The organism is Undibacterium sp. GW821-FHT11H02 (assembly GCF_058808015.1).
In genome coordinates this window covers 58,975-75,202 of the sequence record NZ_JBXARG010000020.1, presented here as the reverse complement: position 1 = coordinate 75,202, position 16,228 = coordinate 58,975, and the positions used below count along the sequence as shown (strand labels likewise).

At 46.0% G+C, this 16,228-nt stretch carries 15 protein-coding genes; 14 read left to right on the top strand and 1 reads right to left on the bottom strand.

The genetic code is table 11. The features are described 5' to 3' along the window. Position 1: 1 nt before the first annotated feature. The 9 genes from AC1RR2_RS17560 (at position 2) to AC1RR2_RS17520 (ending at position 7,512) form a co-directional block, all read left to right on the top strand. Positions 2–637, top strand: coding sequence for an alpha-ketoglutarate-dependent dioxygenase AlkB family protein (locus AC1RR2_RS17560; RefSeq protein ID WP_493223574.1), 636 nt, complete (start codon positions 2–4; stop codon positions 635–637). 218 nt (positions 638–855) lie between these two features. Continuing rightward, positions 856–1,269: a LiaI-LiaF-like domain-containing protein gene (locus AC1RR2_RS17555; protein ID WP_493223573.1), complete on the top strand. Its 414-nt coding sequence runs from the start codon at positions 856–858 to the stop codon at positions 1,267–1,269. 57 nt (positions 1,270–1,326) lie between these two features. After that, on the top strand, positions 1,327–2,022 hold the full coding sequence (locus AC1RR2_RS17550; RefSeq protein ID WP_493223572.1) for a LiaI-LiaF-like domain-containing protein: 696 nt from the start codon (positions 1,327–1,329) through the stop codon (positions 2,020–2,022). 107 nt (positions 2,023–2,129) lie between these two features. Continuing rightward, positions 2,130–3,194, top strand: a complete 1,065-nt coding sequence (locus tag AC1RR2_RS17545; protein ID WP_493223571.1) for a sensor histidine kinase — start codon at positions 2,130–2,132, stop codon at positions 3,192–3,194. A 30-nt stretch (positions 3,195–3,224) separates the two neighbouring features. Continuing rightward, positions 3,225–3,959 carry a LytR/AlgR family response regulator transcription factor gene (locus AC1RR2_RS17540; RefSeq protein ID WP_493223570.1) on the top strand — a complete coding sequence of 245 codons (735 nt, stop codon included), beginning with the start codon at positions 3,225–3,227 and terminating at the stop codon, positions 3,957–3,959. Positions 3,960–4,035: 76 nt separating this feature from the next. Beyond that, positions 4,036–4,860, top strand: coding sequence for a ParB N-terminal domain-containing protein (locus AC1RR2_RS17535; RefSeq protein ID WP_493223569.1), 825 nt, complete (start codon positions 4,036–4,038; stop codon positions 4,858–4,860). A gap of 159 nt (positions 4,861–5,019) precedes the next feature. Next, entirely contained in the window at positions 5,020–5,766 is a 747-nt protein-coding gene (locus AC1RR2_RS17530; RefSeq protein WP_493223568.1) for a peptidylprolyl isomerase, read from the top strand. A 143-nt stretch (positions 5,767–5,909) separates the two neighbouring features. Continuing rightward, complete coding sequence (locus tag AC1RR2_RS17525; protein WP_493223567.1) at positions 5,910–6,419, top strand: DUF1993 domain-containing protein; 510 nt, start codon at positions 5,910–5,912, stop codon at positions 6,417–6,419. A 277-nt stretch (positions 6,420–6,696) separates the two neighbouring features. Further along, positions 6,697–7,512 (top strand): DUF2726 domain-containing protein, encoded by an 816-nt coding sequence (locus AC1RR2_RS17520; protein ID WP_493223566.1) that lies wholly within the window; start codon positions 6,697–6,699, stop codon positions 7,510–7,512. A gap of 53 nt (positions 7,513–7,565) precedes the next feature. Here AC1RR2_RS17520 and ribA read toward each other — a convergent pair whose 3' ends face one another. Then, positions 7,566–8,198, bottom strand: a complete 633-nt coding sequence (gene ribA, locus AC1RR2_RS17515) for a GTP cyclohydrolase II (RefSeq protein WP_493223565.1) — start codon at positions 8,196–8,198, stop codon at positions 7,566–7,568. A gap of 567 nt (positions 8,199–8,765) precedes the next feature. On the opposite strand from ribA, the gene AC1RR2_RS17510 reads away from it, so the two are divergent. Genes AC1RR2_RS17510 through AC1RR2_RS17490 form a run of 5 tightly spaced genes read left to right on the top strand, consistent with a single transcriptional unit; the run spans position 8,766 to position 16,212 of the window. Beyond that, a complete protein-coding gene (locus AC1RR2_RS17510; protein WP_493223564.1) occupies positions 8,766–9,593 on the top strand; it encodes an ABC transporter permease in 828 nt (275 codons plus the stop codon). After that, entirely contained in the window at positions 9,583–10,959 is a 1,377-nt protein-coding gene (locus AC1RR2_RS17505; RefSeq protein WP_493223563.1) for an ABC transporter ATP-binding protein, read from the top strand. The genes AC1RR2_RS17510 and AC1RR2_RS17505 overlap by 11 nt, the downstream gene beginning before the upstream one ends. A gap of 23 nt (positions 10,960–10,982) precedes the next feature. After that, positions 10,983–14,162 (top strand): glycosyltransferase, encoded by a 3,180-nt coding sequence (locus tag AC1RR2_RS17500; RefSeq protein WP_493223562.1) that lies wholly within the window; start codon positions 10,983–10,985, stop codon positions 14,160–14,162. Beyond that, complete coding sequence (locus tag AC1RR2_RS17495; RefSeq protein WP_493223561.1) at positions 14,159–15,184, top strand: acyltransferase family protein; 1,026 nt, start codon at positions 14,159–14,161, stop codon at positions 15,182–15,184. Before AC1RR2_RS17500 ends, AC1RR2_RS17495 begins: the two co-directional genes overlap by 4 nt. Then, complete coding sequence (locus AC1RR2_RS17490) at positions 15,181–16,212, top strand: glycosyltransferase family 2 protein (RefSeq protein ID WP_493223560.1); 1,032 nt, start codon at positions 15,181–15,183, stop codon at positions 16,210–16,212. The genes AC1RR2_RS17495 and AC1RR2_RS17490 overlap by 4 nt, the downstream gene beginning before the upstream one ends. The last annotated feature ends 16 nt before the right edge of the window (positions 16,213–16,228 follow it).

Here is a 16,228-nt window from a genome sequence, read left to right as displayed (position 1 = left end):
CATGCAACAGACTTCTTTGTTTAGCGCAGTACAGCACAGTGAATCCATCATCTTGCCCGATGCCGATCTGCTTTACTTTCCTGACTTCTATAGTCCCTTGGAAGCGGATCGATTATTTGCATTACTACGATCAGAGACACCCTGGCGGCAAGACAGCATACGCATCGCGGGCATACAGAGATTGCAGCCAAGACTCAGTGCCTGGTATGGCGACAGCGACGCCGAATATACCTACTCTGGATTGCATCTAGTGCCATTGACATGGACTGCAACGCTACTTGATATCAAATCAAAACTAGAAGCACGCTGTGGAACATGTTTTAACAGTGTGCTCTTAAACTACTACCGCGATCAACAAGACAGTATGGGTTGGCATAGCGACGATGAAACCGAGCTAGGCCCCACCCCCATCATCGCCTCATTAAGCTTTGGTAGCAGTCGAGAATTTGCTTTTAAACATAAAACTCGCAAAGAATTGCGATACAAAATCAAACTGAGCCATGGTAGCGTACTGGTCATGCAAGGTACTACCCAGTCGCATTGGCTACATGCCATCGCCAAAGAAAAAGCCACTCTAGGGCCACGTATCAATTTGACTTTCCGGCGTATTTTCAGGCAACAATCTAGCGGCAAGTAAGGCTGCATACTTCCCCCACTTACCGTCTGCATCTCCACGATATTTGCATTGTTTTCGTCATTTACCGACCACTTACCGCTGTTCACCGAATAGGGCATGACTTCCCTAATCGACTGTTTTATCTTATCGATGTGGCGCATGCGAAACCGCGCTGATAGATCAAACAACAGAACGACGGTACTTAACAGCTAACAAAGATAGCAGCGAAAGGAAACATCATGTCAGAACCAAGCTCAGCACAAAATTCTAGTCAAAACATAGGCTCAACAAGTTATACAGCGGGCCCATCCGTAGCCTCAAAACGCAAACAAAAAGACAGTGTTCATATGGGGATTATGCTGGTGACCATAGGTTTTTTCTTTTTGTTAGATCGCATGGACTACATTAATGCACGCGACTATTTTAAATACTGGCCCGCTCTCATCGCATTCTCTGGTGTGATCTGCGTAGTACGTGCCGAACGCATGTCAGAAGTGCTTGATGGTTTCTTTCAAATTGGCCTAGGTGCCTGGTTATACGCAGTGACCCAACATATGTATGGTCTGACATTGGCAAATAGTTGGCCTGTGATTGTCATCGCCGCAGGCTTGAATATGGTGTTCAGATATTTCATCGACAAGCCAAACAATTAAGTAGCGTCTATCCCAATTCCAACCTATTTATACGCCTTCTAAGAAAAGAACAAAATCATGAAAAACGCTAATCCACAACAAAGACTGATACTCGGCGCCATTATCATCATCATCGGTGCCCTCGCCTTGGTCGATAATCTACGTCTCTTTAACACCCGCGATATCCTGCAATTTTGGCCTACTGTGTTTGTCGTATTTGGTTTACTGAAACTATCTCAAGCGAATTCACGCTCGGGCTACGTAATCGGTGGCGGCCTAGTCGCCACAGGTACTATCATCACGCTAAACCGTCTCGGCATCATCAATTTTAATTTGCGCGACTGGTGGCCTTTGCTATTAATCGGTGCTGGCTTAATGGTGATATTTAAAGATAAGTCCGCAAAATTGGTCGATATGGTTAAACCCAATACCACACCGATTACCTCGGATTCCAAAGTCGATATCGTTGCGCTGATGAGCGGTAATCAAGGCAATGTGGCATCCAACGACTTTCAAGGTGGCTCCATCACCGCGATCATGGGTGGTGTAGAGCTTGACTTACGCAATGCGACCATACAAACAGAGGCCGTATTGAACGTCACGGCGTTTTGGGGCGGTATTGTATTGAAAATCCCCAGTGACTGGACGGTCGTCAATAATGGTATGGCGTTCTTAGGAGGCATAGAAGATTCCAGCGTCCCCTCCATGAATGCAGGAAAACGCTTAGTGATTACCGGGATGGCCGTTATGGGTGGCGTAGAAATTAAAAACTAATCGTCTATTTCAAATTTCTATCAAGAGCGCTATTCTCATGTGCGCGTTATGGTGGTAATTCCAACATAACGCGCACACTGCGCGACAAAAAAACCAAGACCAGCCTTATGAACCCCTTTCTGTCAAATTTCCGGACTATTTCGCTGACTTATGCCATCTGGTTAATGACAGGTTGTTTGTTGGCAGCTTTATTGGTATTGACGAATTCCAGCGTATGGGCCAATGCCCTGTTTTTTGCGATTCCCACTATGTTGGCATTCGGCGTATTAAGCACCTCGGCTTACTATATAAGCCGCTCCTTGCCTATGAAGAAGCGTCGCTTTCTGCAAGTTTTTGGCATCTTCGGTGGTGCTGCGTTTCTGTATGGTGCTCTATGGCTTTGGCTCTGCTATTTGTGGAATAAAGCGACTTGGCTACTCGATGAAAGTTGGGCTGGAATACACTTCAATCAGCCTATTCCCAGTCTGCTATTCATCATTGGCAGCTTGCTTTTTTTATTGTCGATTTTAATCTATGACGTCCTGATCGCCTTAGACAATATCCGTTTAGCAGAACGCCGCGAAGCCGCCTCAGAAGTGCTGGCCCGCGATGCAGAACTTCAAGTTTTGCGTACACAGATTAACCCACATTTTTTATTTAACAGCCTCAATTCCATCAGCGCATTAACGACTATCGATGCAGCCGGTGCCCGTAGTATGACCATAGAATTGGCGCAGTTTTTCAGACAAACCTTAGCACTTTCAGAAAAACAAAAAATTACACTTGCTGAAGAAGTCGCGCTCTGTACTCACTTCCTATCGATAGAGAAAATTCGCTTTGGAAAAAAACTACAAGTCAGCATGGAAATAGATCCAGATTCGACATCATGCTTACTTCCGCCCATGTTGCTACAACCATTGCTGGAAAACGCTATCAAACATGGCATTCGTGATCTGGTTGACGGTGGCACTATCACCGTCACCAGTAAAGTGCGCGAACCATGGCTTTACATCGCAATAGAAAATCCTATCGATACACAAAGCAATAACCTGGCGCAAGGTACAGGCACAGGCTTAAAAAATCTGCAGGCGCGCATGCTTAGCCTCTACTCAGAAAAATGTCGCGTTGAATGGAAAATCGAAGATGCGACATTCCGGATTGAAATGACTTTGCCGCTGGAACCAGCAGGCTAAGGCCATCGCCATTAAATTTTAAGAAAAATTATGACCAACCCTACCCTACGCGCTCTTATCATCGACGACGAAGATCTGGCCCGTCGCCTCACCAAAGAATATCTACGCAAGCACGCCGACATCGACATCATAGGCGAATGCGAAAATGGTTTAGAAGCGGTCGATGCCATCAGCACACTGCAAGCTGATCTCATTTTTCTTGATATACAAATGCCGAAACTAAATGGCTTTGAAGTATTAGAAGCCACTGGTCGTAAAGAAGGTGTAATTTTTACGACGGCCTACGATCAATATGCATTAAAAGCATTCGACCAGCATGCAATCGATTATTTATTGAAGCCTTATTCACAACAACGTTTCGACGAAGCACTTAATAAGGCGCGCAAATTATTAGGCCAAAACAACACTGCGGTACAAGAACTAATTGCGCAAACTAATGCGAAGCCAGAGCGCCTGATTGTCAGAGATCGCGGTCAAACTCACATCATTCCTGTCGAAAAAATCGACTACATAGAAGCGCAAGATGACTATGTGCAAATCTATTTTGACGGCAAATCCCTACTCAAAACCCAAAGTCTCTCGGATTTAGAGAAACAACTCAATCCCACACAATTTGTACGCATCCACCGCTCCACCATCATCCGTCTTCAAGCACTTAAATGTTTGGAACGTGCAAACAAAGACAGCTATCAAGCGGTGATGCATCTCGGTGTTAATCTTCCGATTAGTCGTTCTGGCTATGACCGCATCAAGGGAATGCTGTAAAGTGCTGCTCTTTCGGTTTTAGATTCCATTTAGACTCCAACCAGAGTCAAGCTCAGCTTCATCCTACAAAAGCATTATGACTATCATCATCAATCAACAACTCCGCGATTACATCGATCCACTCACCACCCACGAATATCTGGCATTAGAACGCAGCTTACTCAAAGAAGGCTGCCGTGATGCTTTAGTGCTTTGGGGCGAGACCTTGATTGATGGACATAATCGCTACAGTATTTGCCAAAAACATAGCATTCCCTTTCAAACCAAGCAAAACGATCAATTTCAAAGCATAGAAGACGTCATGCTGTGGATGATAGACAATCATCTGGCACGTCGCAGCGTCTCCAGCTTTCAGCGTGGCGTACTTGCATTGCGCAAAAAAGAAATCATCACAACCCGTCGTAAAGATAAGACCAGCAAAGAAAAAGCCGAAGAAGCAGAACAAGCTGCACGCGAGCCTGATCCGGTCTCAGTTGAAACCCGCGATGAAATTGCCAAGGTAGCCGGTCTAAGCAAACCCGCTGTGGCCCAGATAGAAAAAATCCGCAAAGCCGCGACCCCAGAATTGGTCGAAGCCGTCCGCGCCGGTACGATTTCTATCAACACCGCGGCGACCCTGGCGTCGCTGCCTAGCGAACAACAAGTTGCTGCAGTCGCAGGGGGCAAGAAGGAATTGCACCAGGCGGCACGTCAATTGCGCCAGGTACGCACGCCAAGAACCCATGCCGACAATCAAGGCAATCAGGCCGAACCTAATCAAAGTGATGTCAGTGCGAACGCACCTAGCCCGACTCCGATCTCAGCATTATCAGAATTGGAACGTCTGCGTGCGGAAAACCAAGCATTGAAAACACAAATTGCAGAATTAACAGCTCAACTCGCCGCGGCAAAGGCTGACTAAACAGTTTCGAGCAAATTGTCTGAAGCCCAGCCAGGCTAGGAAAAAATCAGGAAAATAGCGCAAAAATGGGCTTGAAATCGCTCATTTTGCCCATAATTAGCTTTAGTTTTCAAATTTCAGTTTCACTTATTTCCACTCTAATCAATTGTTAGGAACATCATGACTATTAGCGTCAACGGCACAGAAATCAACGAAGCCACCATCAATGCTGAAATGGATCGTGCCCGCTCTGCTGGCCACCCAGAAGGCGAACAATTACGCGATAGCGCGATCCAGGAACTAATTTTACGTAACTTGATGATGGCAGAAGCCGCCAAGTTAGGCATCAACGCTGGCAACGACGAAGAAATCATAGGCTCCTTATTAGAGCAAGAAGTTGCATTTGATGAAGTGGATGAAGCCACTTGCCGTACTTTCTATGAGGAAAACAGTGGCAGCTTTAAACAAGGTGAAATGGCAGCAGCCAGCCACATCTTATTTACTCCAGGAGAAGGTTTAGCGGCTAGTTTGGTCAAAGCTAAAGCAGAAGGCATTTTGGCGGATCTGCAAAAAAATCCAGCCGCTTTCGCTGCGATGGCGCGTGAACATTCCGCTTGTCCTTCCGGCAAAGAAGGCGGCGCTTTGGGCCAGTTTGGCCGTGGTCAAATGGTGCCAGAATTTGAACAAGCGGTGTTCAGTATGGAACCAGGCAATATCGCACCAGAATTGATCGAAACCCAATTCGGCTACCACATCATCCAAGTCACTGAACGCAATGGCGGCGATTTGGTGAGTTTTGATGAAGTCAAAGAACGCCTGCAAGCCTACTTGACTGATATGGAAGGTCGCAAAGCAACTCACGCCTACTTGGCACGATTGGTCAGCGCAGCAAAAATTGAAGGCTATGAATTGCCTGCTTTCGCATAATTTGTATAATCTGATCGACTGCTGTGTCCTAGGCATCTAGAGATGCAGAATCAATCATCTAAAACGCACCCCGCATAATTGAATTATGATGGTGCGTTTTTTCTTCTTACTACCCATTTTGTATTCCCCATAAAAGGCAAGTTATGACCTCACCTATGTACACCACTTCTGTTCCTGTTTTTCAACAAATGCTCGGTAGTTTGCAAGTTATTTTGCAAAAGGCACAGGCTCACGCGGCGGAAAAGAAAGTTGATGATCAAGTCTATCTGCAAGCCCGTTTGGCACCGGATATGTTTAACTTAATCCGTCAGGTACAGATCGCTGCAGATTTCGCCAAAGGTATCTCAGCACGTTTAGCAGGCGTCGATATGCCAGAGTATCAAGACACGGAGGCAACATTTGAAGACTTACAAGCGCGCCTGAGCAAAACCTTGGAATTTATCAATAGCCTTACAGCAGCACAATTTGAAGGCAGTGAAAGCCGTGAAATCGTTCTGCGCCCGGGCACGCCAAAAGAGAAAAAACTGACAGGTCATGCCTACCTATTGGGATATGGCTTACCACAATTCTTTTTCCATGTGACCACGACTTATGCGATTTTGCGTCATCACGGGGTGGAATTAGGCAAACGTGATTACATGGGTGTTTACTAAATCATAGGGTTAGCGCTGATTCAGAATATCTCTGACAGCTATGCCCCATACCAGCCATTTCATATGCAAATGGAACTAACATCGTTTTATTTGAATAGTGCCCGACAGAAAATTGTTGGGCTTTTTTTGGGGAAAAAGTCGTAGCCAGAAAATACCTCGGCGCCGCCTATCAGAAATTCGGCACCATTCGCCATGCTTTATCCTCAATTAACTTGCGTTCCTCCATTTTGAAAGTATATTTTCAATATAATGAATTTGTAATATCGGAGGATTAAGTATGTTTTCTCAATTTCTAGACAAAGATAGCAAGGCAATTCCTGATTGTGAACCACGCAAATTTTTCGATGCCGAGGAAGAGACCTTTTTCAAACGCGTACAAAAAGCGCTGCCTAACTGTCTGATCTTCCCTCGCGTACAACTCACGGACATTCTCGACGCACATGTTAGTAATGACAAGAAACGTGCCCTAATGTACCAAAAACTCAAAGAAAGACAGGTCGATTTCGGCATCTTCAATACAAACTTAGAATTACTTTGTGTCTTAGAATTAGAGCGCGACGAAGCTGACCAAGAAGAACCGTATCCGACCCGAAAACTTCTCAAAAGCGCTGGTATTAAATGCATACGCTGGAGCCGCGCCAGCTTGCCAACAGCAGAACAGATTTTACGCACCCTGGCACCATTTTCTGATTTGGATGCACCTAAAATCGAAACTAGCATGCAGACCATAGGCAAATTGTTTTTAGAAGATGACCCGAAAGAAATCGGCAAACTGCAAGAAAAAGCCTTTACCTATATTGAACATGGCAATCCCAATGCCTTGTCGTTGGCGGCGCTCAAACGCATCACGCCAGACAGTTTTATCCAAAAAGAATATCCCCATATCTGGCAAAAAATCTGCTTATTCGCAGGCGACCCTGGCTATTTGAAAAATTATCTTGAATCTCTATTTATTCAAAATCGTCCGGTCAGGCGGCGCGGCTTACCCAAACATGTGGCGAATGAAGTCATTGCTTTACAGGCTGAAAATGCACGCTTCGTCGTATCACGTGAGCCCGATCCGGTTTGGGATCCCACGTTGATCCACCGCTAATCGTCTGCTAATCCAGCGCCATCCCTCGCTATCAGGTGCGATTGCATGGTCGATTACAGATCAGGCACCAGCATGTGGCCCAACTTACTCGCCTTAGTATCGAGGTAACGTTCATTGTAGGGATTACGCTGTACGATTAAGGGAATATGCTCTTCGACTTTGACCTGCATATTCTGCAAAGCCGAAATCTTACGCGGGTTATTCGTCATCAACTTCACGCTAGTGATACCTAAATGTTTCAGCATAGGATCGCACAAACTATAGCTGCGCAAATCAGCAGCAAAGCCCAATTTTTGATTCGCTTCCACCGTATCTGCACCCGCGTCTTGCAAATGATAGGCCTGCACCTTCGCAAGTAAGCCTATACCACGGCCTTCTTGCCGCAAGTACAAAATCGCTCCACGTCCCTCTTGCGCGATTTTTTGCATTGCCAATTCCAACTGCGGACCGCAATCACAGCGCTTGCTGAACAATGCATCACCCGTCAAACATTCTGAATGTATACGTGCCAATACTGGCTGACCGTCCGCCACATCACCCAAAGTCAAGGCAATGTGCTCTTTACCGCTAGTGGGTTCAATAAAGGCATGCATGATGAAATTTGCCCAGGTAGTAGGCAAAGCACACGAGGCCACAAATTCCAATGCCTGCTCTTCAGAGTTCGCAGACAGATCCATACTCGACATAATTTTCTCACTGATTGTCTATGGCTATCGCCAAGACCACAAATTGCACCCAGATAGGCGTACTTACATTGTCTAAGACCTCAGCATCACGCTAGCGAGCGCTTGAAGTTTGAGTTGAGAAGCACGGTGCCAGAGCGCAGCCTGCATCAAAAATTTGGTCTTGCAACAAGTAAGACAGATATCTCTGTTTGGGGCGTTAAAGCCAAGAGTATAAACGAGTCGAGCCAAGTCGACCGAAACCGGATTTGAGCTGGCTCACTAAAACAGCTAAAACCGACAAAGTTGGCAATTTGAAATCAATTTCTACATGGGCACTATTTTGTATTTTTTGAAATTACTATCACTCAACACTTAAATAAATAATATAATGTCGCGTCTATTATTAAATACATATAAAAATTACATTAATTGGTCGATTTTCGAGTAGTTTTTGACTCGAGTTTATACATTTTCAAGACATTTTTACGACAGAATCTAGCGAAATTTTCAACAAATTTAATTATAAAATTCATACGCTTCGTTTTGTATACCCTTCACACTTTTACCCAAAAACACCTTAAGCATTTAATGAATCCCCACGCAGCCCCCCAACTATCTCCCTTAAGTCTACTGTTGGCAATAAAGACACATCGTAAGTTAATTCAAGATTTAATTCGACGCGAAATCATGATCCGATATCAAGGATCGATGATGGGATTGCTGTGGTCATTTTTTAATCCTATTTTGATGTTGGCGGTATATACCTTTGTATTTAGCGTGGTCTTTAAAGCACGCTGGCTTGGTGGTTCCGAATCAAAAACGGAATTTGCCCTGGTGCTATTTGCTGGATTACTGCTGTTTGGACTCTTTTCCGATTGCATCAATCGTGCTCCCAGTTTGATAGTCAACAACGTGAACTACGTTAAAAAGGTTATTTTCCCTTTGGAAATCTTGCCACTAGTGACGCTAGGCGCAGCCTTTTTCCATATGTGCATCAGCCTGATTGTCTGGCTGCTGTTCTATACCATTTTCTTTGGCGTACCGCCTCTGACTATCTTTTTCTTACCATTGATCTTATTGCCTCTGATTTTTTTTAGTTTGGGGCTCACTTACTTACTAGCGTCGCTTGGCGTGTATTTACGCGATGTGAGTCAAATCGTCGTTGTAGTAACGTCGGTACTGACCTTCCTGTCGCCTATTTTTTATCCAGTCAGTGCTTTACCTGAGAATTATCAATGGCTGGTGCAGATCAGCCCGTTGACGCAGGTCATAGAGCAAAGTCGGGACGCCATGATTTGGGGCAGAAATTTAGATATAGCAATCTGGCTTTCCTACCTATTCTGCTCGGCTGTGATCGCTAGTTTAGGATTTGCCTGGTTTCAAAAGACACGTAAAGGATTCGCTGATGTCCTCTAATGCAATTGCGATCAGCGTCAAACAGCTGAGTAAGCATTACCAAATTTATGAATCACCTGGCGATCGTTTGAAACAATTTCTGTTGCCCAAAATGCGCAGCATGCTAGGTCAGAAAAGAAAAGACTATTTTCGCGAATTCTCGTCCTTACAGGGTATTGATTTCGAGGTAAAAAAAGGGGAAACGGTCGGCATCATTGGTCGTAATGGTTCAGGCAAATCGACCTTATTGCAAATTATTTGCGGCACTTTATCACCTAGCAGTGGTGAGGTGCGTACGCATGGCCGGATTGCCGCCTTGCTGGAATTGGGCTCAGGCTTCAATCCCGAGTTCACAGGACGCGAGAACGTATATATGAACGCGACCATACTCGGACTCACCAAAGAACAGATAGACGAGCGCTTTGATGACATCGTTGCCTTTGCTGATATTGGTGAATTTTTAGAGCACGCCGTTCGCACCTATTCTAGCGGTATGTTGGTCAGGCTCGCATTTGCGGTGATTGTGCATGTCGATGCCGATATTTTAGTCATCGATGAAGCTTTGGCCGTTGGTGATGCTTTCTTTACGCAGAAATGTATGCGCTTTTTGCGCAACTTCATGAAAACAGGCACGGTCTTATTTGTCAGTCATGACACAGCGGCTGTAAAGAGTTTATGTAGCCGGGTCATCTGGTTGGAGAAAGGCGAAGTACAAGAACAAGGCTCTCCCAAAGAGGTCTGTGAACTTTACCTTCAAGCATTTTATGAAGCGCAACAAGGCAAAAGCAGTAGCACGAGAATGAAGCGAACGGCTATCGCTCAACGGCAACCGCAAGCAAGCCGCGACCAACGTCTGGCGTTTGTGAATCACAGCAATTTACGCAATGACTTACAGATATTCGCTTTCGATCCGGAGTCGAAATCGTTTGGTCAAGGCGGTGCTCAAATCACCGCGGTTGAATTTTACGACCAAGACGGTGCTGCATTAACTTGGGTGGTCGGTGGCGAGCAAGTGAGCCTACGTGTACAAGCGGTGGCGCATGTGGACCTGGACGCGCCGATTATCGGCTTCACTGTGAAAGATAGCCGCGGACAAGCCTTGTTTGGCGATAACACCTATTTAAGCTACAGCGACTACCCGCCATTTTGTGAGGCTGGCAGCCATATCGAAGCGGAATTCTGCTTCTTGATGCCGATACTTCCCGCTGGTGAATATAGCGTTGGTGTTGCGATCGCCAATGGCAGTCAACAAACCCACATTCAACATCATTGGGTGCACGACGCCATCAGTTTCAAATCAGAAGCGAGCAGCGTTGCTACAGGTTTGATAGGCATTCCCATGTTGCATATCAAATTAGATCAAACGCAATCTAGAGCTGCTGCTTAGTAACAAAGAATCGAAGACTATTTATGAAATTTACAGGTGAACGTTTCGTGCCCGAAGTGCACGGCAATATCGAACTAGAACATCGCCATCGCTATCTGCAGGCAAGTCGCATCGCCAAAGCTAAGGTGGTGCTCGATATCGCGAGCGGCGAAGGGTATGGGTCTGCCATGTTGGCCGAACATGCATTACAAGTCATAGGGGTCGATATCTCCGCACAAGCGGTCGCCCATGCGCAACAGCGCTACCAACGCGACAATCTCGAATACCGGATTGGCAGCTGTGCCGCCATACCTATGCCCGATGCCAGCGTCGACTTATTGGTCAGTTTTGAAACCATAGAACATCACGACCAGCATCAAGAAATGATGCAAGAAATTCGCCGCGTTTTACGCAAAGATGGGGTCTTACTTATTTCTAGCCCAGATAAGCTGACCTATTCGGATGTACCAGGCTCACATAATGAATTTCATGTCAAAGAACTGTATCAGCATGAATTCAAACAACTGCTAGAAGGCTACTTCGAAAACATTGCCTATTTTGGCCAACGACTGCTTTTTGGATCGGGCATTTTCGCGCAATCCGAAACCACAGCTTTAAATACCTGCTGGCAGCAAGAAGACGGGATTCAAATGACGCCTGGGATGGCCAAACCACTGTATTGGATTGCGCTCGCGTCCAATCAGACATTGCCGCCATTAGAAGCTAGCTTTTTTGAGAAACCTATCGAAGACTCGGATATGGTTTCGGCCTTGCGTACTGCAGTGGAACATAGAGAAAATGATGTCGTCCTGCACAAAAAATGGGTGGCCCATTTAGAGAGTGATATCGCGGTACACCAACAACATGCAATGGAATTACAACGCAGTCTTCAAGAGCAAATAGAAACCACTCACAAAGCAGCAGCGCAACTACAACAGCATCAGCAATCACAAGAAAAACTCGAAGCTGAATTAAAGGAAATAAAATCGCTGCAGCAAGTACAACTAAAAACTTACCCGCAAACCGTCAACGATCTTCTACTGAGGCTAGAACAAAGTAAGCACCGCGAAACAGAGTTTGTCGCGGAAATCAATAACTTACAAAACCAACAGATCGCACTTGATAACAAGCTCGCAGGATTGACGCTGGAACGAGATCACGCATTTGCCAGCATTGCTGAAATACGTGCCAGCAGATCATGGCGTTGGAGCGCACCATTGCGCGCTTTACGTCGACTTGGTCGCGGCGAGACCTCGCTAATCAAGACTGCCAGCCGAGTCGTATTGAATCGAACAAAAAGCATGGTGCCCAGACCTATCGTTCAATTGTTCAGAACACTGCGTGGCAAATTCTTAAACATCAGCGCCATCATGCCACATTCAAGTATGAATCAAGGCGCAATCGCCGCCATGGTGGAAGAGCGTTGTGCGGCGATGCAATTGCCTGTCTCCGTATTTGTGCCGCCCTTACTCACCGCCGAGCAATGTCCTCGCATTGATTTAAGTATCGTGACCTACAATAGTAGTCGATGGATAGACAGCTTCGTTGCATCCTTACTCGCATTAAATTACCCTAAGACTTTGCTCAGCGTATTTTTTGTCGACAATAGTTCGACCGATGACACGCTGGAAAAATTGCAAAGCGGTGCTCAAATTTTACGTGCCCAGGGTATCGAGGTAAGCATTCAGGTCGCTCCCAATCATGGTTTTGGTGCAGGACATAATGTCGCTTTCAAAAAAGGGAGTGCGCCCTACTGTCTGGTGACCAATCTCGATCTGACTTTCGAAGCCGATGCTTTGCGCCAAGTAGTATCGAATGCGGTAGCCGATGTCGCCCATGCTGCAGCTTGGGAACTGCGCCAAAAACCTTACGAACATCCTAAATACCACGATCCTGTCACTGGCAGCACGAATTGGAATTCTCATGCTTGCGTATTGTTGCGCCGCTCCGCGATACAGGCGGTCGGCGGTTTTGATGAAACGCTGTTCATGTATGGCGAGGATGTGGAACTATCATATCGCCTGCGTCGCGCCGGTCATGTCTTACGTTACTGTCCACAAGCGGTGGTGTGGCATTTCACGTATGAGACGGTAGCGCAAGTAAAACCCTTGCAATACACGGGCAGCACCTTCGCCAATCTGTATTTACGTTTGAAATATGGTAATCGCTGGGATGCTTTGGCAGTGCCTTTATTAGGCCTGCGATTATTAATGGCGAGTCAAGCTTATCCTGGCTCCCGGCTAGCCGTACTGCGCAATCTACTGCGTCTACTGACCTTAGTCCCCAAGACTTTATGGGCACGCAAAACTAGTTCCATTCAATTTCCATTCCGTGAATGGGATTATGAAATGATCAGGGATGGTGCCTTCATCGAGTTAGAAGCCACGCCCAACGTGACGCCATTGGTCTCTATCATCACCCGTACTTATCGCGGCCGAGAGCTATACCTACGGCAGGCCATATTGTCAGTTGCGCGTCAAACTTATCCCAATATTGAACATATCATCGTCGAAGACGGCGGTGAAAGCATGCAAATATTGATCGATGAAATGCAGCCAGCATTACCTCGGGCTATAAGCTATTTTGGATTGAGCAAATGTGGTCGTTCCGCGACCGGCAACCATGGTCTGCGTCAAGCCAATGGACGTTGGTGTCTATTTTTAGACGATGACGATTTGCTCTTCGCTGACCACGTCGAAGTCCTGGTGAATACGATGCTGACTGAAACACAGTCACGTGCTGCCTACACTTTGGCGTGGGAAGTACCAACCGATAGTTCGCAGTTGGCTCAAGGTCGCTACAGCGAAATGACTTATCAGGTACCACCGCCGCTACGGCAAGTATTTGATTATGAAGTACTCCGTCACCATAACTTCATGCCCATACAATCCGTATTATTTGAACGCAGTTTGTATCTGGAACGAGGTGGTTTCGATGAGGATATGGATGCCCTAGAAGATTGGACACTGTGGGTACGCTACGCCCACAAGAATCAATTCACCTACGTTCCCAAATTAACCTCGCTATTTCGCGTACCCGAAAATGCAGAGCAGACTCGCCAGCGTAGTGAAATTTTCGCCGCAGCTTACCCGCTCGCGCTCACCAGAAATAGCCTGAGGACTCAGGCGATCGATACTTTATTGGCTGAACTATCCGAGTCAGATAAAGCTAAATCTGAGCCGACGATGAAACAAAATGAACTATCTCAAGAGATGCACGCGTGAAAACAAATAATCTAAATTTTCTACGATTGTTAGCAGCCGGTTTGGTGTTATACGGACATAGTGCGATTTTCCTGGGGCGCCCCGAACCACTTTTTTTATCGTGGATGCCACTTGGTCCATTAGGAGTAGCTATATTTTTCATCATCAGCGGCTACCTGGTCACCCAAAGTTGGCAGCAGGATCCAAACTTGAGGCGTTTTTTTATACGTCGATGTTTACGTATATTTCCGGGCTTGATTGTATGCGTGTTGCTATGCATTTTTGTACTGGGACCTTGGCTCACCAGCCTACCGCTAAAACAATATTTCGCACATGAGGCAACTTGGCATTATCTGCGTAATCTCACGCTCTATATTACCTATTACTTACCTGGCGTATTTGAACATAGTCGCGTACCGAATGCCGTCAACGGATCTTTATGGAGTCTGCCCCTAGAGTTTTTCTTGTACATCGCTGTAGCATTCTTGGGCGTTATTTCAACAAAAAAATGGATCACAATTGCAGCATTTTTTGCATCGGTCGCGCTTTATTTATGTTGGGCGCAATCCGCTACCGAAATGCTGGTAGTGTACGGCACCGACCTGCGCCAGCTTTTTATTAATGGCACCTATTTTTGGGCTGGCGCCGTATTTTACAAGCTTGATTTGAAACGCTATTTTTCTATCACTAGTGTGGTGTTAGCGGGTATTGGCATGTTGTGCATTCAAACCAATTTCCCACATTTTCTGTTCCTTGCTGGGTGGGCGCTATTACCTTTGATCGTATTGGCATTTGGCTTATCGACGAGTGAATTTTTATCGCGCATGACGGCAACAGGTGATTACTCGTATGGTGTGTATATTTATGCCTTCCCTGTGCAGCAGACTATCGCTTTTCTTCTCCCAAATTTGAATTTTGGGATCTATGTAACACTCTGTACGGCAGTAACCTTAGCGTTCGCTATCTTCTCTTGGCATTTGGTAGAAAAAGCTGCCCTCGCATTTAAACCACGCAATCCCGCCATCGCAGGAGTACCCGTATGAAGGATGTAACCGTCGTCATTGTCAATTGGAATAGTGGCTCATTACTAGCAGATTGCTTACAGCATCTGGCATTGCAAACCGTCCAACCGAAGAAAATTGTAGTCATCGATAATTTTAGTAGCGATGACTCAATTTCTCACATTGAGCACAGTGAGCACATTGAAATCTTGCTGATGCAAAGCAATCTGGGGTTTGCCGCGGCAAATAATTATGTACTCCAGCAATGTACCACAGAGTTTATTGCACTATTAAATCCAGACGCCTTTCCAGCCCCCAATTGGTTAGAAAAATTGCTCTCAGCGGCAGAAGCTTACCCCGAATCAGCTTCGTTTGGCTCGCGCCAGATACGCCACGAAAATACACAAGTCTTAGATGGCATTGGCGACAGCTATCATATGAGTGGCTTGGTTTGGCGTGCAGGATATGGTGCAAAGAACCAAGATCATAGTTTGAATCCTTGCGAAATATTTTCACCTTGTGCCGCAGCGGCCTTATATCGCACCAAAGTACTGCAAGAACTAGGTGGATTTGATGAAGATTTTTTTTGCTACGTGGAAGATATCGATCTCGGCTTTCGCCTCCGTTTAGCGGGACACAAATCTTACTACGTGCCAGAAGCCAGTGTGCGTCACATTGGCTCGGCGACCACGGGCGGCAGTGGTAGTGATTTTTCTGTCTATCACGGTCATCGCAATTTAATCTACGCCTATATAAAAAATATGCCGGGTGCTTTGTTCTGGCTACTGCTCCCACTACATCTGCTTTTGAATCTCGTCACGATTGCGGTCTTTACGCGACGTGGCCAATGCAAATTAATTTTGCGTGCCAAGCGTGATGCGTTTTTGGGATTACGCCAGGCATGGCGTAAGCGCCAGCAAATACAGGCCACGCGAGTTGCAACTTTAAGTGAGATTTGGCGCGTTTTAGATAAACAGTTTTTGCCTAAGCGCCAACAATCCATTAAAGCTGCACCTGCACGAGTTGTGCCTCGTCAATCACCGCGATACTCATCTAAAATGGAGGGATAGTCACAATAATTTTCAG

Excerpts from the sequence above, each read along its gene's own strand:
- AC1RR2_RS17500 (WP_493223562.1), top strand. The coding sequence starts at position 10,983 with ATGAAATTTACAGGTGAACGTTTCGTGCCCGAAGTGCACGGCAATATC.
- AC1RR2_RS17550 (WP_493223572.1), top strand. The coding sequence starts at position 1,327 with ATGAAAAACGCTAATCCACAACAAAGACTGATACTCGGCGCCATTATC.
- AC1RR2_RS17490 (WP_493223560.1), top strand. The coding sequence starts at position 15,181 with ATGAAGGATGTAACCGTCGTCATTGTCAATTGGAATAGTGGCTCATTA.
- AC1RR2_RS17560 (WP_493223574.1), top strand. The coding sequence starts at position 2 with ATGCAACAGACTTCTTTGTTTAGCGCAGTACAGCACAGTGAATCCATC.
- AC1RR2_RS17535 (WP_493223569.1), top strand. The coding sequence starts at position 4,036 with ATGACTATCATCATCAATCAACAACTCCGCGATTACATCGATCCACTC.
- AC1RR2_RS17545 (WP_493223571.1), top strand. The coding sequence starts at position 2,130 with ATGAACCCCTTTCTGTCAAATTTCCGGACTATTTCGCTGACTTATGCC.
- AC1RR2_RS17520 (WP_493223566.1), top strand. The coding sequence starts at position 6,697 with ATGTTTTCTCAATTTCTAGACAAAGATAGCAAGGCAATTCCTGATTGT.
- AC1RR2_RS17505 (WP_493223563.1), top strand. The coding sequence starts at position 9,583 with ATGTCCTCTAATGCAATTGCGATCAGCGTCAAACAGCTGAGTAAGCAT.
- AC1RR2_RS17540 (WP_493223570.1), top strand. The coding sequence starts at position 3,225 with ATGACCAACCCTACCCTACGCGCTCTTATCATCGACGACGAAGATCTG.
- AC1RR2_RS17525 (WP_493223567.1), top strand. The coding sequence starts at position 5,910 with ATGACCTCACCTATGTACACCACTTCTGTTCCTGTTTTTCAACAAATG.
- AC1RR2_RS17510 (WP_493223564.1), top strand. The coding sequence starts at position 8,766 with ATGAATCCCCACGCAGCCCCCCAACTATCTCCCTTAAGTCTACTGTTG.
- AC1RR2_RS17530 (WP_493223568.1), top strand. The coding sequence starts at position 5,020 with ATGACTATTAGCGTCAACGGCACAGAAATCAACGAAGCCACCATCAAT.
- ribA (WP_493223565.1), bottom strand. The coding sequence starts at position 8,198 with ATGTCGAGTATGGATCTGTCTGCGAACTCTGAAGAGCAGGCATTGGAA.
- AC1RR2_RS17555 (WP_493223573.1), top strand. The coding sequence starts at position 856 with ATGTCAGAACCAAGCTCAGCACAAAATTCTAGTCAAAACATAGGCTCA.